Raw genomic sequence first — 18,790 nt, 5'->3', positions numbered from 1 at the left:
GTCATGAAAACCGCAACCCTGCGCCTGTACCAGACACTCCATACCTGGGTCGGCCTGATGGCCGGCTGGGCCCTGTTTATCGCCTTCTTTGCCGGCGCTGTCACCGTCTTCCACCACGAACTGCACGTGTGGCAGTCGCCGTCGCGGCTCAAGGGCAATGTGCCGGTCGAGGCCAAGGCCGAGCCGGCCGCGGTCGACCGCGTTATGCAAAAGCTGGTGACGATCCATCCGGAGGCCGCCGCCAGCGCCTACGTGATCATGCCGTCCGAGGGCGAGCCCAATATCTCGGCCTACTGGCAGGACAAGGCCGGCGAGTGGCAGATGACCACCGACGCGCGCCTGGCCGGCGACGCCGCGATGCAGCGCGATACCTCGCGTGACCAGGTGATCGGCGAACTGTCGGCCTTCCTGAACAGCCTGCACTACTCGCTCGGCATCCCGGTGGGCGGCATCTACTTCATGGGCGCGATCTCGGTGCTGTACGGACTGGCGCTGGTATCGGGCGTGCTGCTGCACCTGCCGCGCCTGAAGAAGGACCTGTTCGCGGTGCGCCCGGGACGCAACCTGAAGCGCTTCTGGATGGACACGCACAATGTGCTGGGCTTGTTCAGCCTGCCCTTTCACCTCATCTTTGCCATCACCGGCGCGCTGTTCTGCCTGTCGCTGGTGCTGATGATGGTGTTCAACACGCTGACCTTCGAGTGCCGCCTGTTCGAGGTGGTGCCGCGCAACACCACCGCGGTGCCGGAAGTCACGGCGGCCGGCCGCGCAGTGCCGACTATGCCGACCGAGGCGCTGGTAAAGATCGCCCGCGAGCACGGCGGCGAGCGCTTCACCCCCGAGTCGTTCCGTTTCCAGCGCTACGGCGACGCCAACGCCGTGGTCGAAGTGCGCGGCACCAGCACGCAGGCGCTGGGCAATCTGGGCTCGGTCGGCATCCATGCCGCCAGCGGCGAGCCCAACGCCGGCCAGCTGACAGCCAACCAGACCGCGGGCGCACGCGACGGCAACCACGGGCTGCACAGCGCACTCTATGCACTGCATTTCGGCACCTTCGGCGAACTGCCGGTGCGCCTGGTCTACCTGCTGGCCGGGCTGGCGGGCGCCTTCCTGTTCTATTCGGGCAACCTGTTGTGGATCGAGTCCCGCCGCAGGCTGCGCCAGGCCGAGCAGCCGCGCGTGCACCGCCTGCTGGCGCAGGCCACGGTGGGCGTCTGCATCGGCTGCTGCATCGGCGTGGCGCTGTGCTTCCCGGCGGCGCTGCTGTGGCCCGGGCGCGCGGTCAGCTACACGTACTTCACGGTGTTCGCCCTTGCCTGTGCGCGGGCGCTGCTGCGCCCGCCGGTGCGCGCCGCGGTCGAACTGCTTTGCGTGGCCGCGCTGGCCTCACTGACCGTGCCGCTGTCGAATGCGATCCTGACCGGCGACCACCTGCTGCACGCGATCCTGAGCGGGCACTGGATCATCGCCGGCTTCGACATCGGCGCGATCGCGCTGGCGGTGGGCTATGTCGCGCTGGCGCGTGCCACGCAACGCCGGGCGCGCAGCGGCCCCGCGGAGTCGGTATGGGCGCTGCCGCGCGCGGCACAGGCCACCCGGGCCACCCAGGCCGCCGCCAAGGCGATGCCGAGGGCTGACACGCCCTGAGCCGCACCAGCACCGCAATGCAAAACGGACGCCGCGGCGTCCGTTTTGTCTTTGGGTCGGCGGCAAGCCGGTCGCTGCCCTACACTACCTGAGCCCCACCACAGAGAGCCCGACTGCCATGGAATCGACCTTCCACCAGTTTTCCGAACTATTCGCCCAACTCGGCCTGCCGTCCGATGAGGCCAGCATCCGCAGCTTTATCGGCACGCACGCGCCGCTGCCCGATGATGTCGAGCTGGCCGAAGCGCCCTTCTGGACGCCCGCGCAGTCCGCGCTCCTGAGCGACGAGCTGCTCGACGACGCCGACTGGGCCGAAGTGGTCGACCAGCTCAACCTGGCGCTGCGGCAACCGACCTAGCTGGCAAGCTGCGTCTCCATCGCCTGGCGCAGGTCGGCGATCAGGTCGCGCGTGTCTTCCAGGCCGATATAAAGCCGCACCAGTTCGCCGGTGTCCTGCCAGCCGGCCGGTGGCCACGTGCCCGCCGGGCGCATGGTCGGCACGTGGTACGGCACCGCCAGGCTGTGGGCGCCGCCCCAGGACCAGCCGATCGCGAACAGCTGCAGCGCCTCGACAAAGGCATCCACCTGCTTGCGCGAGTAGCGCGCGCGCAGGATGATCGCGAACAGCCCGCTCGCGCCCGTGAAATCGCGCCGCCAGTTGGCATGCCCGGGGCAGTCTGGCAGCGCGGGATGCAGCACGCGCGCCACCTCCGGCCGCTGGCACAGCCACTCGGCCACCTCGCGCGCGGCGCGGTCATGGGCGGCGAGACGCACCGGCATGCTCGGCAGCCCGCGCAGCACCAGGTGGCAGTCGTCGGCGGACACGCCCCACCCCATCAGCATGCGGGTGCGCCTGAGGCGGTCGTGCAGTGCATCGTCGCGCGTCAGCACCGAGCCCATCAGCACGTCGCTGCCGCCGGACTGGTATTTGGTCAGCGCCTGCACCGAGATATCGATGCCCTTGTCGAACGGACGGAAATAGACGCCGCCCGACCAGGTATTGTCGATCGCGGTCAGCACGCCGCGCGCCTTGGCCGCGGCCACCATGGCAACGATATCGGGCACTTCCATCGTCACCGAACCCGGCGACTCCAGCCAGATCAGGCGCGTGTTGGGGCGGATCAACGCGGCGAAGCCGGCGCCGTCCATCGGGTCGTAGTAGCGCACGCTTATGCCGAAGTCGCGCGCCAGCCATTCGCCGTGGTCCCGATTCGGGCCATAGACGTTGTGCGGCACCAGCACGTCGTCGCCGCTCTTGAGCAGCGCGAAGTACACCAGCGAGATCGCCGCCAGCCCGGACGGCTGCAGCAGCGTGTGGCGCGCGCCTTCGATCAGCGCCAGGTGTTGGCACAGCGCCTCGCTGGTCGGGGTAGCGTGCAGGCCGTAGCGCCAGTACGTGGTGGCGCCATCGCCCTGCGCGCGCAGTTCAGCCAGGTTGCGGAACACTACGGTCGAGCCGCGGTGCGTGGCGGGAGAAAATGAGGCAAAGCCGGGCGCGATCTCCAGCTCGGGCTGGACTGCGACGGTCTGCAGGTAATGGGGGCGGGACGCGGGCTTGTCGGATGGCGAATCGGACACGGCGGATTCCTTGCTGGTGCCGTCCGGACGGCGCAATACCGCCAGGGCTTCGCGCGGGCCGGTCAGCAATGAGACGGGATGAGCCTTCGAGCTTACCAGCAAATGCCGGCCGCGCCACCGGCAATCGTGGCGACCCGCACCGCAAGCAGGGTTACCAACCGGAAATCGAGGACTTCGGCGGCGGCGGCGCGTAGGTGACGCCGCTGTTGGGCGTCATGTCGAACGGGGGAATCACCAGCACGCCCAGCGGCCGGATAAAGAACGGCAGCACGATGGCCGGGTTAAAGGCGTCGGTCCAGGTGCCGCGCACGGCGCCGCTGGCGTCGATATTGCCCTCCCAGTTGCCCGACACGCGCTTGCCGTCGTCGGATTCTTCCATCAGGAAGGCACCGTTTTCCCACTCGCCGGCCAGCAGCCGGACACCTGCGCCGCGGCCGGTGTATTCGCCGCGCACGCTGTCACGCTCGTCGGGCTTGGGGCCCAGGCGCAGCCGCACCGGCTGGTCGCCGACCTTGCCAACGTAGACCGGCAACGATGAATATTCCGAACGGGGCGCCAACGGTTTGGGCGCCCCGGTGGACAATGAAGCGCCGCGCCGGGCTTCGCCATCGCGGATGGCCTGGTTGATGCCCAGGCCTTCCCCGCCGCCTGACGCCGTTCCCACAGGACCGGTCGACAACTCGGTGTCAGGCGCCGCCTGCGCCGCACCCGCCAGGGCGAACACGGCAGCCAGGGCCGGAATGGTCTTTGTCAGCAAAGCCAGGCGCAAGGCGTACCTCAGATCCGTTCGAAGATGGCGGCAATGCCCTGCCCGCCGCCGATGCACATCGTCACCAGCGCGTAGCGGCCCTGCACGCGTTGCAGCTCGTGCAGCGCCTTCACCGTAATCAGCGCACCGGTGGCGCCGATCGGGTGGCCCAGCGAGATGCCCGAGCCGTTCGGGTTGACCTTGGCCGGATCCAGGCCGAGCGCCTTGGTCACCGCGCAGGCCTGCGCGGCAAAGGCCTCATTGGCTTCGATCACGTCCAGGTCCGACACCTGCAGGCCGGCACGCTCCAGCGCGATCTTGGTCGCCGGCACCGGGCCGATGCCCATGGTCTTGGGGTCGACGCCGGCATGGCCGTACGACACCAGGCGCGCCAGCGGCTTCAGGCCGCGGCGCTCGGCTTCGGCGCGCTCCATCATCACCACCGCGGCGGCGGCGTCGTTCAGGCCCGAGGCATTGCCGGCCGTAACCGTGCCGTTCTCCTTGACGAAGACCGGACGCAGCTTGGTCATGTCGTCCATGGTGGCGTCATGGCGCACGTGCTCGTCAGTGTCGAAGGTGACATCGCCCTTGCGGCCCTTGGTCACCACCGGGACGATCTGGTCCTTGAAATAGCCGGCCTTGATCGCGGCCGAGGCGCGGCGGTGCGACTCCAGCGCGGCCTCGTCCTGCTGCGCGCGCGAGATGTCGTATTCCTTGGCGACGTTCTCGGCGGTCACGCCCATGTGGATGCGGTGGAAAGGATCGTGCAGCGCGCCCAGCATCATGTCGACCAGGCCGGCATCGCCCATGCGGGCGCCCCAGCGGGCCGCCGGCGCCAGGTACGGCGCGCGGCTCATGCTCTCGGCACCGCCGCCGATGGCCACGTCGGTATCGCCCAGCAGGATGGTCTGCGCGGCACTGATGATGGCCTGCAGGCCCGAGCCGCACAGGCGGTTGACGGTCAGGGCGGGTGCGTTGGTCGACACGCCGCCGTTGACGGCCGCGACGCGGCCCAGGTACATGTCGCGGGGTTCGGTCTGGATCACGTTGCCGAACACCACATGGCCGACGTCGTCGCCCGACACCTGGGCGCGGGCCAGCGCCTCGCGCACCACCAGCGCGCCCAGTTCGGACGGCGCCACGTCCTTCAGGCCGCCGCCAAAGGTCCCGATCGCGGTACGAACACCGCTCACCACTACGACTTCACGCGTCATGACTTGTCTCCAGGGGGGGTTATGTTGCACCGCACAGTATAGCGGGACGCCGGAGGAATCGAACGACCGTACTTTTACCTATTCGACTGCTCGGTTCAGACTTCGCCCCACAGGTCGTGCCCGTCGGCACCGGTGATCTTCACGTCGACGAATTCGCCGGCGCGATAGCGCTGCGAGGTGCGTTCCGGCGGCGCGATATAGACCAGGCCGTCGATCTCGGGTGCATCGGCGGAGGAGCGGCCGATGCCGCCATCCTGGTTGAGCTCGTCCACCAGCACGCGCAGGGTCTGGCCGACCTTGCGCTGCAGGCGGCGTGCCGACACTTCCTCGGCCACTTCCATGAAGCGCGCACGACGTTCCTCACGCACCTCGTCGGGCAGCGCGCCCGGCAGGTCGTTGGCCGTGGCGCCCTCAACCGGAGAGTAGGCAAAGCAGCCGACGCGATCCAGCTCGGCCTCGGCGATAAAGTCGAGCAGCGTCTGGAACTCGGCCTCGGTCTCGCCGGGAAAGCCTGCGATAAAGGTACTGCGGATAGTCAGCTCCGGGCAGATCTCGCGCCAGGCGCGGATGCGGTCCATGGTCTTCTCGGCATTGGCCGGGCGCTTCATGCGCTTGAGCACGTCCGGATGCGCATGCTGCAGCGGCACATCCAGGTACGGCAGCACGTGGCCCTGCGACATCAGCGGGATGATCTCGTCGACGTGCGGGTACGGGTACACATAGTGCAGCCGCACCCAGGCGCCGTACTGCGCCGCCAGTTCGCCCAAAGCTGCCACCAGTTCAGTCATGCGGGTCTTGAGCGGGCGGCCGTTCCAGAAGCCGGTGCGGTACTTCACGTCTACGCCGTAGGCGCTGGTGTCCTGCGAGATCACCAGCAGTTCCTTGACGCCGGCCTTGAACAGGTTCTCGGCCTCAAGCATGACCTCCGCCACCGGGCGCGACACCAGGTCGCCGCGCATCGACGGGATGATGCAGAACGAGCAGCGGTGGTTGCAGCCCTCGGAGATCTTCAGGTAGGCGTAGTGCTTGGGCGTGAGCTTGATGCCGGCCGCGGGGACCAGGTCGGTAAACGGGTCGTGCGGCTTGGGCAGGTGCGTGTGCACCGCCTGCATTACCTCGCCCAGCGCGTGCGGGCCGGTCACGGCCAGCACCTTCGGGTGCACCGAAGACACGATGTCGTGACCCGCGGCATCCTTCTTGGCCCCCAGGCAGCCGGTCACGATGACCTTGCCGTTCTCGGTCAGTGCCTCGCCGATGGCATCCAGGCTCTCCTGCACGGCCTCGTCGATAAAGCCGCAGGTGTTGACCACGACAAGGTCGGCGCCGTCATAGGTGCCGCTGATGGCGTAGCCCTCGGCGCGCAGCTGGGTGATGATCTGCTCGGAGTCGACCAGGGCCTTGGGGCAGCCAAGCGAAACGAATCCCACACGCGGACTATGGTCTTTCTGGGTCGTTGATTCTGAAGGGTTTTTCACAGTGCAATCCGAATGTGGGGCAAGCGGGCGGGACATGGCCGCCAGGATTTAAGCCAATCAAACATTTTAACCGTTCGCCATGATTTCTCGGCGCCTGACTCCACACATGGGGAAGCAGAAGGCGGCAACGCCGCATCATTCCCGCGCGGAAGCGGCCCCTGGCAGGCTTTCCAGCACACCCTGGAGCTCGAGGGAGTCATGCATGCGCCGGATCGCGGCATGTAGCTCGGCGGCCTGCGGCCATGTGCGTTTGAGATAGCTGAGCCACAATTTGACGCGCCCGTGCTCGTGGCAAGAGGCGATACGGGCATGGAGCTTCTTCAGGTAGGCAGTGATCTGGCGCAGCACGAGCGGCCATTCCTCCGCGGACGGCGTGCTGTCCATCAGTCCGCGGATCCGCAGCGCCAGGAAGGGATCGGACACGGCGCCTCGCCCGATCATCACGTCGGCACAGCCGCTGACGTCCCGGCAGCGCTCCCAGTCGGCGACGGTCCAGACTTCGCCATTGGCAATGACCGGCACGTCCACGGCAGTCGCAATGCGCGCGATCCACTCCCAGTGGGCCGGCGGCCGGTAGCCATGATCGCGCGTCCGGGCATGCACCACGAGAGAGGCCGCGCCGCCTTCCGCCAGCGCGGTGGCACAGTCGAGCGCCAGCGACGTATCCGAGACCCCCAGCCGCATTTTTGCCGTCACGGCGATGTGCGCCGGCACCGCCGCGCGCACGGACGCAACGATCTGGTTCAGCAGTTCAGGGTTCGCCAGCAGCATGGCGCCGCCGCCGTGACGGTTGACGACTTTTGCGGGACAGCCGAAGTTCAGGTCGATCCCATGCGGCGACAGGGTCGCGGCATAGGCCGCATTGCGCGCCAGCCATTCCGGATCGCTGCCCAGCAGCTGGATCACCATCGGCGTACCGCTGCGGGTATAGCCGCCGTCCAGGATCTCAGGGGTATCCCGCTCGTAGACGCGCGCGGGAAGTAGCGAGCCTGTCACGCGGACGAATTCGGACACGCATCCGTCGTATCTGCCGGTGTCGGTCAGTACGTCGCGCAGGACATAGTCGGCAAGCCCCTCCATCGGGGCGAGGAACAGCCGGCTCATATTCAGGACTGCGCCAGGCAGCGTGCGCCGGCTTCGCGGGCGGGCAACGGGAAGTGACGGTGGATTCTGGAGGGCATCGGGATTCGCGCTTTGCAGGCGAGTCCGCTAGATGAGCCGCCAGTTCAGGAGGGCAGCATTTTACCTGCTTTGGGCGTTGCGCCGCTGGTCGTACCGGGAAGTACAGCGAAGCACGCAGCGGAACCGGCGGACCGGCCGGCCCGCCACTAACAACTCTTACTTCTTGTCCGGCTGGTTGAACGGGAAGGTCCCGAACATATTCTTGGCCTGGCTCTGCATCTGCTCCTGCATCTGCACGAACAGGTTCTTGCTCTGCTCGATGTAGTTGCTCATCATGCCCTGCATCATCGGGCCCTGCATGTTCATGAACTGCGACCACATGTCGGGGCTGAAGGCTTCGCCGGAATACAGGCCCTTGGAGTTCTCGGCCAGCTTGTTCTGGATGTCGATGAAGGCCTGGATATTCTTTTCCAGGTAGGTGCCCATCATGCCCTGCATGGCATGACCGTAGAAGCGGATGATCTGCGACAGCATGGCGCTGGAGAACATCGGCACGCCGCCGGTCTCTTCTTCCAGGATGATCTGCAGCAATATGCTGCGGGTCAGTTCATCCCCAGACTTGGCGTCGACGACCTTGAACTCCTCGGAATCCATGACCAGCTGCTTGACGTCGGCCAGGGTGATGTAGGTGCTGGTCTGGGTATCGTAGAGCCTGCGGTTGGGATACTTCTTGATCAGTCGCTCTGCGCCTTTTTTGGTCGTGGCCATCGGTGCTCTGTCCTTGTGTCGTCTGTTTGCGCGCTGCTGCACCGCATGGGGTGCAGTGCGCAAATCGGTACCGCCTGCGCCATCTGCTTATTGTCGTGCCGGCCTTTTTGCGGACTTTTTGTGGCCTTTCGCGCATGGCTGCGCGTTGCGGCTCAAAACCTCGCCCCCGCGAGGGCTGCGCTGCACGACTATGGTGCTGGCTACGCCGCTGCCCTGATTCTATGCCCAACAAAGCACTAAGAAAAGCGGACAGGGTTAAGGAAAACCCGGTGAATCCGCGCAAGAACGGTCGAAAACCGCCCTCGCGGAAACGATTCGCGGGCCGTGGCGGCCCGCGAAACAGGCGGCGAAATAAAGCGTCCGCCGCCTTGTGCGCCGCGCTGGCTGCACCGCAAAAACGCGGGCGCCGGCGCGGGCTGCCGGACTCGCCGGCAGGTCAGCCCATGTGCAGGCCGCCGTTGAGCGAGAAGTCGGCGCCGGTCGAGAAACCGGATTCGTCCGACGACAGCCAGGCGCAGATCGAAGCGATCTCTTCCGGCTCGCCCAGGCGCTTGACCGGGATCGTCCCGACGATCTTGTCGAGCACGTCCTGGCGGATCGCCTTGACCATGTCGGTGGCGATATAGCCGGGCGACACCGTGTTCACGGTCACACCCTTGGTCGCCACTTCCTGCGCCAGCGCCATGGTGAAGCCGTGCAGGCCGGCCTTGGCGGTGGAGTAGTTGGTCTGGCCGAACTGGCCCTTCTGCCCGTTCACCGACGAGATGTTGACGATACGGCCCCAGCCGCGGTCCGCCATGCCGTCGATCACCTGCTTGGTGACGTTGAACAGCGAGGTCAGGTTGGTGTCGATCACCGCATCCCAGTCGGCGCGGGTCATCTTGCGGAACACCACGTCGCGGGTGATGCCGGCATTGTTGATCAGTACGTCGACCTCGCCGACCTCGGCCTTGACCTTGTCGAATGCCGTCTTGGTCGAGTCCCAGTCAGCCACGTTGCCTTCCGAGGCAACAAAGTCGAAGCCGAGCGCCTTCTGCTGCTCGAGCCACCTTTCACGGCGCGGCGAATTGGGGCCGCAGCCGGCCACCACACGAAAGCCATCCTTGGCAAGCCGCTGGCAGATGGCGGTTCCGATACCGCCCATGCCGCCGGTCACATACGCAATGCGCTGAGTCATGTCCACTCCTTGATTGGCTCTTCGTTATCGTCAACGGGTCCGCGCCAACCGCGCGCGGCCCCGGAAAACCCCTTCCTTAGTTGCGCTCGACTGCCAGCGCCACGCCCATGCCGCCGCCGATGCACAGCGAGGCCAGGCCCTTCTTCGCGTCACGACGCTTCATCTCGTGCAGCAGCGTCACCAGGATACGGCAGCCCGACGCGCCGATCGGGTGGCCGATGGCAATGGCGCCGCCGTTCACGTTGACCTTGGAGGTATCCCAGCCCATCTGCTGGTGCACTGCCAGCGCCTGCGCGGCGAAGGCCTCGTTGATTTCCATCAGGTCCAGGTCCTGCGGGGTCCAGCCGGCGCGCGACAGGGCGCGCTTGGAGGCCGGCACCGGGCCCATGCCCATCACCTTGGGATCGACACCGGCGTTGGCGTAGCTCTTGATCGTGGCCAGCGGCGTCAGGCCCAGTTCCTTGGCCTTGGCGGCCGACATCACCACCACCGCGGCGGCGCCGTCGTTCAGGCCCGAGGCGTTGGCGGCAGTCACGGAGCCAGCCTTGTCAAAGGCGGGCCTGAGGCCGGACATGCTGTCCAGCGTGGCGCCCTGGCGCACGAACTCGTCGGTCTTGAAGGCCACCGGGTCGCCCTTGCGCTGCGGGATCAGCACCGGGACGATCTCTTCGTCGAACTTGCCGGCCTTCTGCGCGGCTTCGGCCTTGTTCTGCGAGCCGACCGCAAATTCATCCTGCGCCTCGCGCGTGATGCCGTATTCCTTGGCCACGTTCTCGGCGGTGATGCCCATGTGGTACTGGTTGTACACGTCCCACAGGCCGTCGACGATCATGGTGTCGACCAGCTTGGTGTCGCCCATGCGGAAGCCGTCGCGCGAGCCCGGCAGCACGTGCGGCGCGGCGCTCATGTTCTCCTGGCCACCGGCCACCACGATCTCGGCCTCGCCGGACATGATGGCGTTGGCGGCCAGCATCACGGCCTTCAGGCCCGAGCCGCACACCTTGTTGATGGTCATGGCCGGCACCATCGCCGGCAGGCCGGCCTTGATCGAGGCCTGGCGCGCGGGGTTCTGGCCCGAGCCGGCGGTCAGCACCTGACCCATGATGACTTCACTGACCTGGTCGGGCTTGATGCCGGCGCGCTCCAGCGCGGCCTTGATGGCGATGGCACCCAGCTCGGGCGCCGGGATCTTGGCCAGCGAGCCGCCAAATTTGCCTACTGCGGTGCGAGCCGCGGAAACGATGACAACGTCGGTCATGTCTAGTCCTCTCGAAGGAAAATGGGGGAACCTGCGGTCTTGCCGGCGACGCCAGGGCGCACGCCGGCGATCACGCAAGCATCATGCCTTGGCTTTGACGTAACGCCCAGGCGCGGGTTCGATAGCGGGATGGCGCGCATTGCCATACTCGGCGGGCGCCGCGCGCTTGGCGCCGGCCTGGCCTGCAAGCCATGCGGTCCAGTCCGGCCACCAGCTGCCGTGGTGCTCGGTGGCGCCGGCCAGCCATTGCTGCGGCGACTCCGGCAACGCATCGTTGGTCCAGTGGCTGCGCTTGTTCTTGACCGGCGGGTTGATCACGCCGGCGATATGCCCGGACGCACCCAGCACGAAGCGCAGCTTGTTCTTCAGCAGCGCGGTCGAGGCATAGGCGGCGGTCCACGGCACGATATGGTCCTCGCGCGAACCGTAGATATAGGTCGGCACGTCGATGCTGGCGAGGTCCACCGGTGTGTCGGACACCGTCAGCTTGCCCGGCACCTTGAGCTCGTTCTGCAGGTAGGTATGGCGCAGGTACCAGCAGTACCACGGCCCCGGCAGGTTGGTGGCGTCGCCGTTCCAGAACAACAGGTCGAACGGCACCGGCGTGTTGCCCTTCAGGTAGTTGTCGACCACGTAGTTCCACACTAGGTCGTTGGGGCGCAGGAACGAGAACGTGTTGGCCAGCTCGATGCCGCGCAGCAGCGAGCACGGCCCACCGGCGCCGCCGCCGATCGTGGCTTCGCGCAGCTGCACGTGGGCCTCGTCGACAAAGACGTCGAGGATGCCAGTATCGGCAAAGTCCAGCAGCGTGGTCAGCAGCGTCAGGCTGGCCGCGGGCTTCTGGCCGCGCGCGGCCATCACCGCCAGCGCGGTGGAGATGATGGTGCCGCCCACGCAGAAGCCGAGCACATTGATCTTGTCCTGGCCGCTGATGTCCTGAGCGACTTCAATGGCGCGGATGGCGGCGTGCTCGATGTAGTCGTCCCAGGTAGTCCCGGCCATGCTGGCATCGGGGTTGCGCCACGACACCAGGAACACCGTATGCCCCTGCTCCACCGCATGCCGCACCAGCGAGCTTTCCGGCTGCAGGTCGAGGATGTAGTACTTGTTGATGCACGGCGGAACCAGCAGCAGCGGGCGCGCATGGACCTTGTCGGTCAGCGGCTTGTACTGCAGCAGCTGGAAGTACTCGTTCTCGTAGACCACCGCGCCTTCGGTCACCGCGACATTGCGGCCGACCTCGAACGCGGTCTCGTCGGTCTGCGAGATCTTGCCGCGCGTCAGGTCTTCCAGCATGTTGCGCACGCCGGCGCGCAGCGATTCGCCGCCGGATTCGATCAGCAAGCGCTGCGCCTCGGGATTGGTGACCAGGAAGTTCGCCGGCGACATCGCATCGACCCACTGCGAGATCGCGAAGCGGATGCGCTGGCTGGTCTTGGCGTCGGCCTCGACGGCGTCGGCCAGTTCGGTCATGGCACGCGCGTTGAGCAGGTAGAACGCGGCGGCGAAGCGGTACGGCATGTTGTTGCGCCACGCGTCGCCGGCAAAGCGCCGGTCATGCAGCGGTCCGGCGGCTTCGGGCTTGCCCTCGGCCATGGCCTGCCACAGGACCGAAAAGTCCTTCATGTAGCGCTTCTGGATATCGGCCAGCTGCGCTGGCTCGATCTTGACGCCCGCCAGCGCGTCCAGGCCAGGAATGCCCGGAGCGGCCGCGTAGCCGTTGCCTTCAGTACCCTGCCACTGGCGGGACCATTCCAGCCATGTGGCTGGATCGAATGGCCCCGGCGTGAACTTGAACGGTTGGGACTTGCCTTCCTGAGTGGAAGCTGCCGCACCTTTGCCGGTTGCCATGATGTAATTGTCTCTCTGCCGTCACTGTATGAACCGGCTCCGGGCATTGCCCTGGCCGGCACTATTGCATAGGGTGATGCTATCCGGATGGACCCGGCTTCGCCCTCCCCCGAATGGGGCGGGTTGCCGGCACATCGGCCCTGGAACCTGCGGAAGACGCCCGCCGCACACAATGACATCAAATGCGGTCGCGCTTTCCGCCCATCCCGATAGCGGCTCCCTTTTTGCCGACTGCCGCGGGCGCTCTGGCTGGGAGCACCATGCGGTATGCTTGCCGGCAAAAACCTGGGAATCATCAGCGATTCCGAAACATTTGAAGCCATTGTTGCCTTGCAACGTACGCAATGTCAATGCGGGAATCCGTCCCGCGCCGAATGCGCTCGCCGACCTACCGGACGGTATGCCGCGCGCGCATCTGCCAGGGCCGTCGAGCATAAGCGAGAAGGATGAAATTCTGATGTACATCGTGGCCATTGGCTGGCTCTATGTGGCGCTGATGATGGCGATCACCGAGCACAACGTGGTGGCGGGAATTGCCACCTTCCTGATGTATGGCATGGCGCCGGTGGCGCTGGTGCTCTACATCATGGGCACGCCGGGCCGGCGGCGGCGCAAGGCCGCGGCCGAGCGCGCGCAGGCCGCAGCAGTTGCAGCGACCGAGGCCAGCGATGCCACGCCGGCACAAGCGGACGGCGCGGCCAAGGGCAAGGACGACTAAAAAAGGACCCGGATCAGTCCGCGAGCCAGACCAGGCTCGCCATGCGGCCAGTCACGCCGTCGCGGCGGTAGGAGTAGAAGCGTTCCGCATCGGCCACGGTGCATGCGTCGCCGCCGTAGACCTCGGCGCAGCCGGCACGCGCCAGCCGCGTGCGTGCGAGCGCGTAGATGTCGGCCAGGTATTTGCCGGGCGCTCCGGCGCGGAAAGCAGCCGCCACTGCGGCCTGTTCATCGGGGCGCGCCTGCGCGAGGAAGGCATCGCGCACTTCAGCCCCGACCTCGAAGGCATCCGGGCCGATAGCTGGCCCGAGCCAGGCCAGCCAGCGCATATCACCGCCTCCTGCGGTGGCCTGCATCCGCGCCAGCGTGGCCTCGATCACGCCGTTGCACAGGCCGCGCCAGCCCGCGTGCGCGGCACCCACCACGGTCCCCTGCGCATCGCACAGGAGCACGGGCAGGCAGTCCGCCGTCATCACGGCGCAGACGTGGCCTGGCGCCACCGCCAGGCTCGCGTCGGCCTTCGGCACGGGATCGCCGGGTGCCACCACATGGTCGACCGTCGCCACCGCGCAGCCATGGACCTGTTCGAGCCATCGGGGCATCGACGGCAGTAGCGCGGCCAGCCGTTCGCGATTGCGGGCCACGTCGGCCGGATCGTCGCCGACATGGGTGCCGAGGTTAAGGCCGCCCGGAGCACCGCCGGCAAGGCCGTACGGCCGCTTGCTGACGCCGCCCTGGCGCGTGGTCGACACCGCGCGCACGCGCGCCGGCGCGGGCCAGTCAGGGACCAGCCATGCGGGCTCAGGCGCGCTCATCGTCTTCGTCGTCACTGTCGTCATCCTCGCCAGCGTATTCCCAGTGGGCTTCGCCGCCTTCCCAGACCTCGTCCCAGGCTTCGTCCTCATCCTCCGCCTGCGCGCTTTCAAAGTCCAACGCGTCGATCAGCGCCTGCAGGTCGTCGGGCGGCTGCGCCGTCCACGACATGTGCCGGCCGGTGGCCGGATGCACCAGCCCGAGCTTGCACGCATGCAGCGCCTGGCGCTCATATGGCACCGGCAACGGCACGCGGATCGCCGGGCGCTGGCCGCGCTGCGTGGCGCGGAAGTAGACCGGGTCGCCCACCAGCGGATGGCCGATCGATTCGAAGTGCACGCGGATCTGGTGCGTGCGCCCGGTCTCGAGCTTGCACATCACCATCGACACGAAGCCGCGCCCGAGCGGCACCGTGGCCAGCGTGCGGAAATGCGTGCGCGAGGGCTTGCCGCTGGCGGTATGCACGATCGCCATGCGCGTGCGCTCGCGGGGGTCGCGGCCGATGGGCGCGTCGATGGTGCCTTCGTCATAGGTGCGGCCCCACACCAGCGCGATATACGTGCGCTTGACCGTGCGCGCCTGCAGCTGGCGCACAAGATCGGTCTGCGCTGTCAGCGAGCGCGCCACCACCATCAGGCCGGAGGTCTCCTTGTCGAGCCGGTGCACGATGCCCGCGCGCGGCAGCGCCGTGGCGGCGGGGTCGCGGTGCAGCAGCCCGTTGAGCACGGTGCCGCTCCAGTTGCCGGCGGCGGGATGCACCACCAGCCCGGCAGGCTTGTTGATCACCAGCAGCGTGTCGTCTTCATAGACCACGTCCAGCGGCACGTCTTCGGGCGCAAAGGCCGACGATTCCGGCGCGGCCTGCGGCTGCACCTCGATGCGGTTGCCCATCTGCACCGCATCGCGCGGCCGGCGCACCTGGCCATCGACGCGCACGGCGCCGCTTTCGATCCACTGCTGCAGGCGGCTGCGCGAAAACTCGCTAAAGTGACGCGCCAGCAATTTATCGAGCCGCTCGCCATGCGCGGCACTGTCCACCTCCAGCGACAGGGTCACGCCCGCTTCGGCGCCAGGCGCGGCACTCGCCGGCGCGCCTTCGGCGAGGTCTTCGAATTCCTCGGGATCGGCCAGGGACGCGGCTGCGCGCACCCTTTCCGGGGGGAGTCCTCCCACGCCATCTGCCGGGTCGGCTTGGGGCTGGGGGCTTGGGCTATAATGCTTGACGCTATTTTTCTTCATCCGGGATACGATTGCCCATGCAATTGCAGAGCATGAAACGCGCGCGCTGGCGCACGACAATTGGAGCGGTTCTGCTCGCAGGCGGCTGCGTCATGCTGTCAGCATGCGGCCTGCTAGCGGACCAGCCCGACGAAACCGCCGGCTGGTCGGCCAACAAATTATATTCGGAAGCCAAGGACGCACTGGATGGCGGCGACTACACGCGCGCCGTCAAGCTGTATGAAAAGCTCGAGGGCCGCTATCCGTTCGGCCGCTACGCGCAGCAGGCACAGATCGATACCGCCTACGCCAACTACAAGGACGGCGAGACCGCGGCCGCGCTGGCAGCCATCGACCGCTTTATCCAGCTGCACCCGAACCACCCCAATATCGATTACGCCTACTACCTGAAGGGCCTGATCAACTTCAACGACAACCTGGGCTGGCTGGGCCGCTTCTCCGGCCAGGACCTGAGCGAGCGCGACCCCAAGGCCGCGCGTGCCGCCTACGACGCGTTCAACACGCTGGTCACAAAGTATCCGGACAGCAAGTACACGCCCGACGCCGCGCTGCGCATGCAGTACATCGTCAACTCGCTGGCCCAGCACGAGGTCCATGCCGCGCGGTACTATTACAAGCGCGGTGCCTACCTTGCTGCGGTCAACCGCGCCCAGCAGTCGCTCAAGGAATACGACGGCGCACCGGCCAACGAAGAAGCGCTGTACATCATGATCCGCTCGTATGACGCGATGGGCATGAAAGACCTGCGCGACGATACCGCCCGCGTGATGGAGCACAATTTCCCCAACAGCGACTTCATCAAGTACGGCGAGCGCCGCAAGGACAAGTCCTGGTGGGAAGTCTTCTGAGGCTTGCCGGCCAGCGGCCATGAAAAAACGGGACGTGTCGCAAGACCGTCCCGTTTTTGTTTGTGCCTCGCCCTCAGGGCACCAAAGCCGTCATTCCTCTGGCGCGTCCTCGCCGCCGGTTTCAGTCTCGGCACCAGCCCGGGCTGTCTCCGCCCCGCGCAACGACTCCAGGAAACGCACCACCGTCGCCGCTTCGCGCGTGCGTGTGAACGGCGGCAGGCTCTGCCAGATCTGGCGGCCATAGGGCTTTTCCACCAGCCGCGTATCGAAGATCGCCAGCACGCCGCGGTCCGACTCCGAGCGGATCAGCCGCCCCGCCCCCTGCTTGAGCGTGATCACCGCATGCGGCAGCTGGTGCACGGCGAACGGGCTCAGGCCCTTCTTCTGCAGCACTTCCATGCGCGCGGCCAGCACCGGGTCGTCAGGCGGCGCGAATGGCAGCTTGTCGATGATCACCAGCGACAGCGCCTCGCCGCGCACGTCCACGCCCTCCCAGAAGCTCTGGCTGCCGACCAGCACCGCATTGCCCAGCTCGCGGAAGCGATCCAGTAGTTCGGTGCGGCTGGCCTGGCCCTGCACCAGCAGCGGCAGGTTCAGGCCGCGCTCGGCAAAGGCGTCGTAGAGCAGGTCCGAGGCGCGCTGCACCGCGCGCAGCGTGGTGCACAGCAGGAAGGTGCGCCCGCCGGCAGCCTCGATCAGCGGCAGCGCGGCCTGCACCACCGCATCGGTGAACTGCGGCGATTGCGGCGCCGGCATGTCGCGCGGCACGTACAGCAGGCCTTGTTTCGCATAGTCGAAGGGGCTGGGCAGCGTCAGCGAGCGGTCCTTGTCGAGCCCCAGCTGCGCGGCGTAGTGGGTGAAATTGCCCTTCACCGACAGCGTGGCCGAGGTAAAGACCCACGCGCGCGGCTGGCCGTCGCGCTGGCGCGTGAAGATCGGCGCGATCGAAAGCGGCGTGCGGTGCAGCTGCACGGTATGCGAGAACACCTCGACCCAGCGCACCGTCTCGGGGCCGGCAGGGACCGCAGGGACTGCCGCGGCCTCTCCCTCTCCCTCGGCCGCTTGCGGCGCCGGGGCGGCCGCGGCTTCGCTGCGCCACGCAGCCAGCTTGTTGGCCAGTTCCAGCGCACGGCGGTGGCATTGCTGCAGCGACTCGGCGCGCTCGGCCTGGCTTTCCAGCATCTCGACGAAGTCTGACAGTGCCTCGTCCAGCGCATCCAGCGTTTCGTTGAAGGGCTCGGCGATGCGGCGGTCGGCCTCGATCTGGCCGAGCGCCAGGCGCGCGTTGTCCTTGGTGAAGGCGAGGCGCAGGTCGCGCGCGGCGCGTTCCAGCGGCGCGCCAAGCTGCACCCAGTCCACCGCATCGCGCGCATGCGACAGGCCCTCGGCCACGGTATCGCGCGCAAGCTCGAGCAGCTGGCTGGTCGACAGCGTCTCGCCGAAGAACAGCGTCGCGGTCTCGGGCAGCTGGTGGGCTTCGTCGAAGATCACGGTGTTGGCCGCCGGCAGCAGCTCCGCCATGCCGGTATCGCGCAGCACCACGTCGGCAAAGAACAGGTGGTGGTTGACCACCACCACGTCGGCCTGCTGCGCTTCCTTGCGCGCGCGCATCACGAAGCAGTCTTTGTAGAACGGGCACTCCGAGCCCAGGCAGTTGTCGCGCGTGGACGTTACCATCTGCCAGACCGGCGCGTTCTCCGGCACGGACGCCAGCTCGGCCTTGTCGCCGGTCGAGGTTTCCTTGACGAAGCGGCCGATATCCCGCAGCCACGCCGCATCCTGGCGCGACGCCAGGCGCCCGTTGGCCTGTGCTCGTTCCAGGTGGTAGTGGCAGACGTAGTTGGCGCGGCCCTTGAGCAGCGCCACCGACACCGGTACGTTCAGCGCATGGCGCACCGTGGGGATGTCGCGCAGGAACAGCTGGTCCTGCAGGTTTTTGGTGCCGGTGGAGAGGATCACCTTGCCGCCCCACAGCATTGCCGGCACCAGGTAGGCGTAGGTCTTGCCGGTGCCGGTACCGGCCTCGACGATCACGGTGTCGCTCTCTGCGATCGCGCCGGCGACGGCCTCGGCCATCTTGTGCTGCGCGGCGCGCGGGCGGTAGCCAGGGATGGCCTGCGCCAGCGTGCCGGTATCGGCAAAGATGGTGCCCAGTTCGGCGCCGCGGCTGGCGGTGGCGTCGGCGGGCGCGGCGTGTGCGGGCGCCTCGGCGTCGGTCACTTCGACGGCATCGGACAGCTCAGGGGAATCGGGAAGGTCGGACAAGGCTTGGGGGGGAATTATGTAGGCCGCCGGACAAGGCCGGCGGCGATCGGTGCGGCGAGCGCGGCTGCGC

At 67.2% G+C, this 18,790-nt stretch carries 16 protein-coding genes; 4 read left to right on the top strand and 12 right to left on the bottom strand.

The window, feature by feature from the left end:
• Positions 1–3: 3 nt before the first annotated feature.
• Complete coding sequence (locus AC10V3_RS07590) at positions 4–1,647, top strand: PepSY-associated TM helix domain-containing protein (RefSeq protein ID WP_490923441.1); 1,644 nt, start codon at positions 4–6, stop codon at positions 1,645–1,647.
• Between the two features lie 118 nt (positions 1,648–1,765).
• Positions 1,766–2,005, top strand: a complete 240-nt coding sequence (locus AC10V3_RS07585) for a DUF2789 domain-containing protein (RefSeq protein WP_022534509.1) — start codon at positions 1,766–1,768, stop codon at positions 2,003–2,005.
• Here AC10V3_RS07585 and AC10V3_RS07580 read toward each other — a convergent pair.
• From AC10V3_RS07580 to phaC, 9 genes are all read right to left on the bottom strand, one after another.
• Complete coding sequence (locus AC10V3_RS07580; RefSeq protein ID WP_041681334.1) at positions 2,002–3,225, bottom strand: cystathionine beta-lyase; 1,224 nt, start codon at positions 3,223–3,225, stop codon at positions 2,002–2,004. The genes AC10V3_RS07585 and AC10V3_RS07580 overlap by 4 nt on opposite strands.
• Positions 3,226–3,376: 151 nt before the next feature.
• Positions 3,377–3,994, bottom strand: a complete 618-nt coding sequence (locus AC10V3_RS07575) for a hypothetical protein (protein ID WP_022534507.1) — start codon at positions 3,992–3,994, stop codon at positions 3,377–3,379.
• 8 nt (positions 3,995–4,002) lie between these two features.
• Positions 4,003–5,187, bottom strand: coding sequence for a beta-ketothiolase BktB (bktB, locus tag AC10V3_RS07570; RefSeq protein WP_022534506.1), 1,185 nt, complete (start codon positions 5,185–5,187; stop codon positions 4,003–4,005).
• 95 nt (positions 5,188–5,282) lie between these two features.
• A complete protein-coding gene (gene rimO, locus AC10V3_RS07565; protein WP_022534505.1) occupies positions 5,283–6,662 on the bottom strand; it encodes a 30S ribosomal protein S12 methylthiotransferase RimO in 1,380 nt (459 codons plus the stop codon).
• A gap of 135 nt (positions 6,663–6,797) precedes the next feature.
• Positions 6,798–7,766: a tRNA dihydrouridine synthase gene (locus tag AC10V3_RS07560; RefSeq protein ID WP_490923439.1), complete on the bottom strand. Its 969-nt coding sequence runs from the start codon at positions 7,764–7,766 to the stop codon at positions 6,798–6,800.
• Positions 7,767–8,000: 234 nt separating this feature from the next.
• Complete coding sequence (gene phaR, locus AC10V3_RS07555) at positions 8,001–8,552, bottom strand: polyhydroxyalkanoate synthesis repressor PhaR (protein WP_022534503.1); 552 nt, start codon at positions 8,550–8,552, stop codon at positions 8,001–8,003.
• 436 nt (positions 8,553–8,988) lie between these two features.
• Positions 8,989–9,729 (bottom strand): 3-ketoacyl-ACP reductase, encoded by a 741-nt coding sequence (locus tag AC10V3_RS07550; RefSeq protein WP_013956453.1) that lies wholly within the window; start codon positions 9,727–9,729, stop codon positions 8,989–8,991.
• 76 nt (positions 9,730–9,805) lie between these two features.
• The gene (locus tag AC10V3_RS07545; RefSeq protein WP_022534502.1) at positions 9,806–10,987 is read right to left on the bottom strand and encodes an acetyl-CoA C-acetyltransferase; all 1,182 of its coding nucleotides are present in this window, start codon (positions 10,985–10,987) and stop codon (positions 9,806–9,808) included.
• A gap of 81 nt (positions 10,988–11,068) precedes the next feature.
• Entirely contained in the window at positions 11,069–12,838 is a 1,770-nt protein-coding gene (phaC, locus tag AC10V3_RS07540; RefSeq protein WP_022534501.1) for a class I poly(R)-hydroxyalkanoic acid synthase, read from the bottom strand.
• Between the two features lie 457 nt (positions 12,839–13,295).
• Between phaC and AC10V3_RS07535 the strand changes: the two genes are divergently transcribed.
• Positions 13,296–13,556 (top strand): hypothetical protein, encoded by a 261-nt coding sequence (locus AC10V3_RS07535; RefSeq protein ID WP_022534500.1) that lies wholly within the window; start codon positions 13,296–13,298, stop codon positions 13,554–13,556.
• A 13-nt stretch (positions 13,557–13,569) separates the two neighbouring features.
• Here the strand turns inward: AC10V3_RS07535 and pgeF are convergent, their stop codons facing one another.
• Both pgeF and AC10V3_RS07525 read right to left on the bottom strand, forming a co-directional pair.
• The gene (pgeF, locus tag AC10V3_RS07530; protein ID WP_022534499.1) at positions 13,570–14,370 is read right to left on the bottom strand and encodes a peptidoglycan editing factor PgeF; all 801 of its coding nucleotides are present in this window, start codon (positions 14,368–14,370) and stop codon (positions 13,570–13,572) included.
• A complete protein-coding gene (locus tag AC10V3_RS07525; RefSeq protein WP_022534498.1) occupies positions 14,357–15,607 on the bottom strand; it encodes an RluA family pseudouridine synthase in 1,251 nt (416 codons plus the stop codon). Before AC10V3_RS07525 ends, pgeF begins: the two co-directional genes overlap by 14 nt.
• Before the next feature lie 17 nt (positions 15,608–15,624).
• Here AC10V3_RS07525 and AC10V3_RS07520 point away from each other — a divergent pair, with 17 nt between their 5' ends.
• Positions 15,625–16,455 carry an outer membrane protein assembly factor BamD gene (locus AC10V3_RS07520; protein WP_349604662.1) on the top strand — a complete coding sequence of 277 codons (831 nt, stop codon included), beginning with the start codon at positions 15,625–15,627 and terminating at the stop codon, positions 16,453–16,455.
• A 90-nt stretch (positions 16,456–16,545) separates the two neighbouring features.
• Here the strand turns inward: AC10V3_RS07520 and yoaA are convergent, their stop codons facing one another.
• Positions 16,546–18,720 (bottom strand): DNA repair helicase YoaA, encoded by a 2,175-nt coding sequence (gene yoaA, locus AC10V3_RS07515; RefSeq protein ID WP_022534496.1) that lies wholly within the window; start codon positions 18,718–18,720, stop codon positions 16,546–16,548.
• Positions 18,721–18,790 lie beyond the last annotated feature (70 nt).

The organism is Cupriavidus sp. PB-02 (assembly GCF_058252315.1).
This window is presented reverse-complemented; position numbering and strand designations above follow the sequence as displayed.

Excerpts from the sequence above, each read along its gene's own strand:
- AC10V3_RS07590 (WP_490923441.1), top strand. The coding sequence starts at position 4 with ATGAAAACCGCAACCCTGCGCCTGTACCAGACACTCCATACCTGGGTC.
- AC10V3_RS07585 (WP_022534509.1), top strand. The coding sequence starts at position 1,766 with ATGGAATCGACCTTCCACCAGTTTTCCGAACTATTCGCCCAACTCGGC.
- bktB (WP_022534506.1), bottom strand. The coding sequence starts at position 5,187 with ATGACGCGTGAAGTCGTAGTGGTGAGCGGTGTTCGTACCGCGATCGGG.
- AC10V3_RS07560 (WP_490923439.1), bottom strand. The coding sequence starts at position 7,766 with ATGAGCCGGCTGTTCCTCGCCCCGATGGAGGGGCTTGCCGACTATGTC.
- phaR (WP_022534503.1), bottom strand. The coding sequence starts at position 8,552 with ATGGCCACGACCAAAAAAGGCGCAGAGCGACTGATCAAGAAGTATCCC.
- AC10V3_RS07550 (WP_013956453.1), bottom strand. The coding sequence starts at position 9,729 with ATGACTCAGCGCATTGCGTATGTGACCGGCGGCATGGGCGGTATCGGA.
- AC10V3_RS07545 (WP_022534502.1), bottom strand. The coding sequence starts at position 10,987 with ATGACCGACGTTGTCATCGTTTCCGCGGCTCGCACCGCAGTAGGCAAA.
- phaC (WP_022534501.1), bottom strand. The coding sequence starts at position 12,838 with ATGGCAACCGGCAAAGGTGCGGCAGCTTCCACTCAGGAAGGCAAGTCC.
- AC10V3_RS07535 (WP_022534500.1), top strand. The coding sequence starts at position 13,296 with ATGTACATCGTGGCCATTGGCTGGCTCTATGTGGCGCTGATGATGGCG.
- pgeF (WP_022534499.1), bottom strand. The coding sequence starts at position 14,370 with ATGAGCGCGCCTGAGCCCGCATGGCTGGTCCCTGACTGGCCCGCGCCG.
- AC10V3_RS07525 (WP_022534498.1), bottom strand. The coding sequence starts at position 15,607 with ATGAAGAAAAATAGCGTCAAGCATTATAGCCCAAGCCCCCAGCCCCAA.
- AC10V3_RS07520 (WP_349604662.1), top strand. The coding sequence starts at position 15,625 with ATGCAATTGCAGAGCATGAAACGCGCGCGCTGGCGCACGACAATTGGA.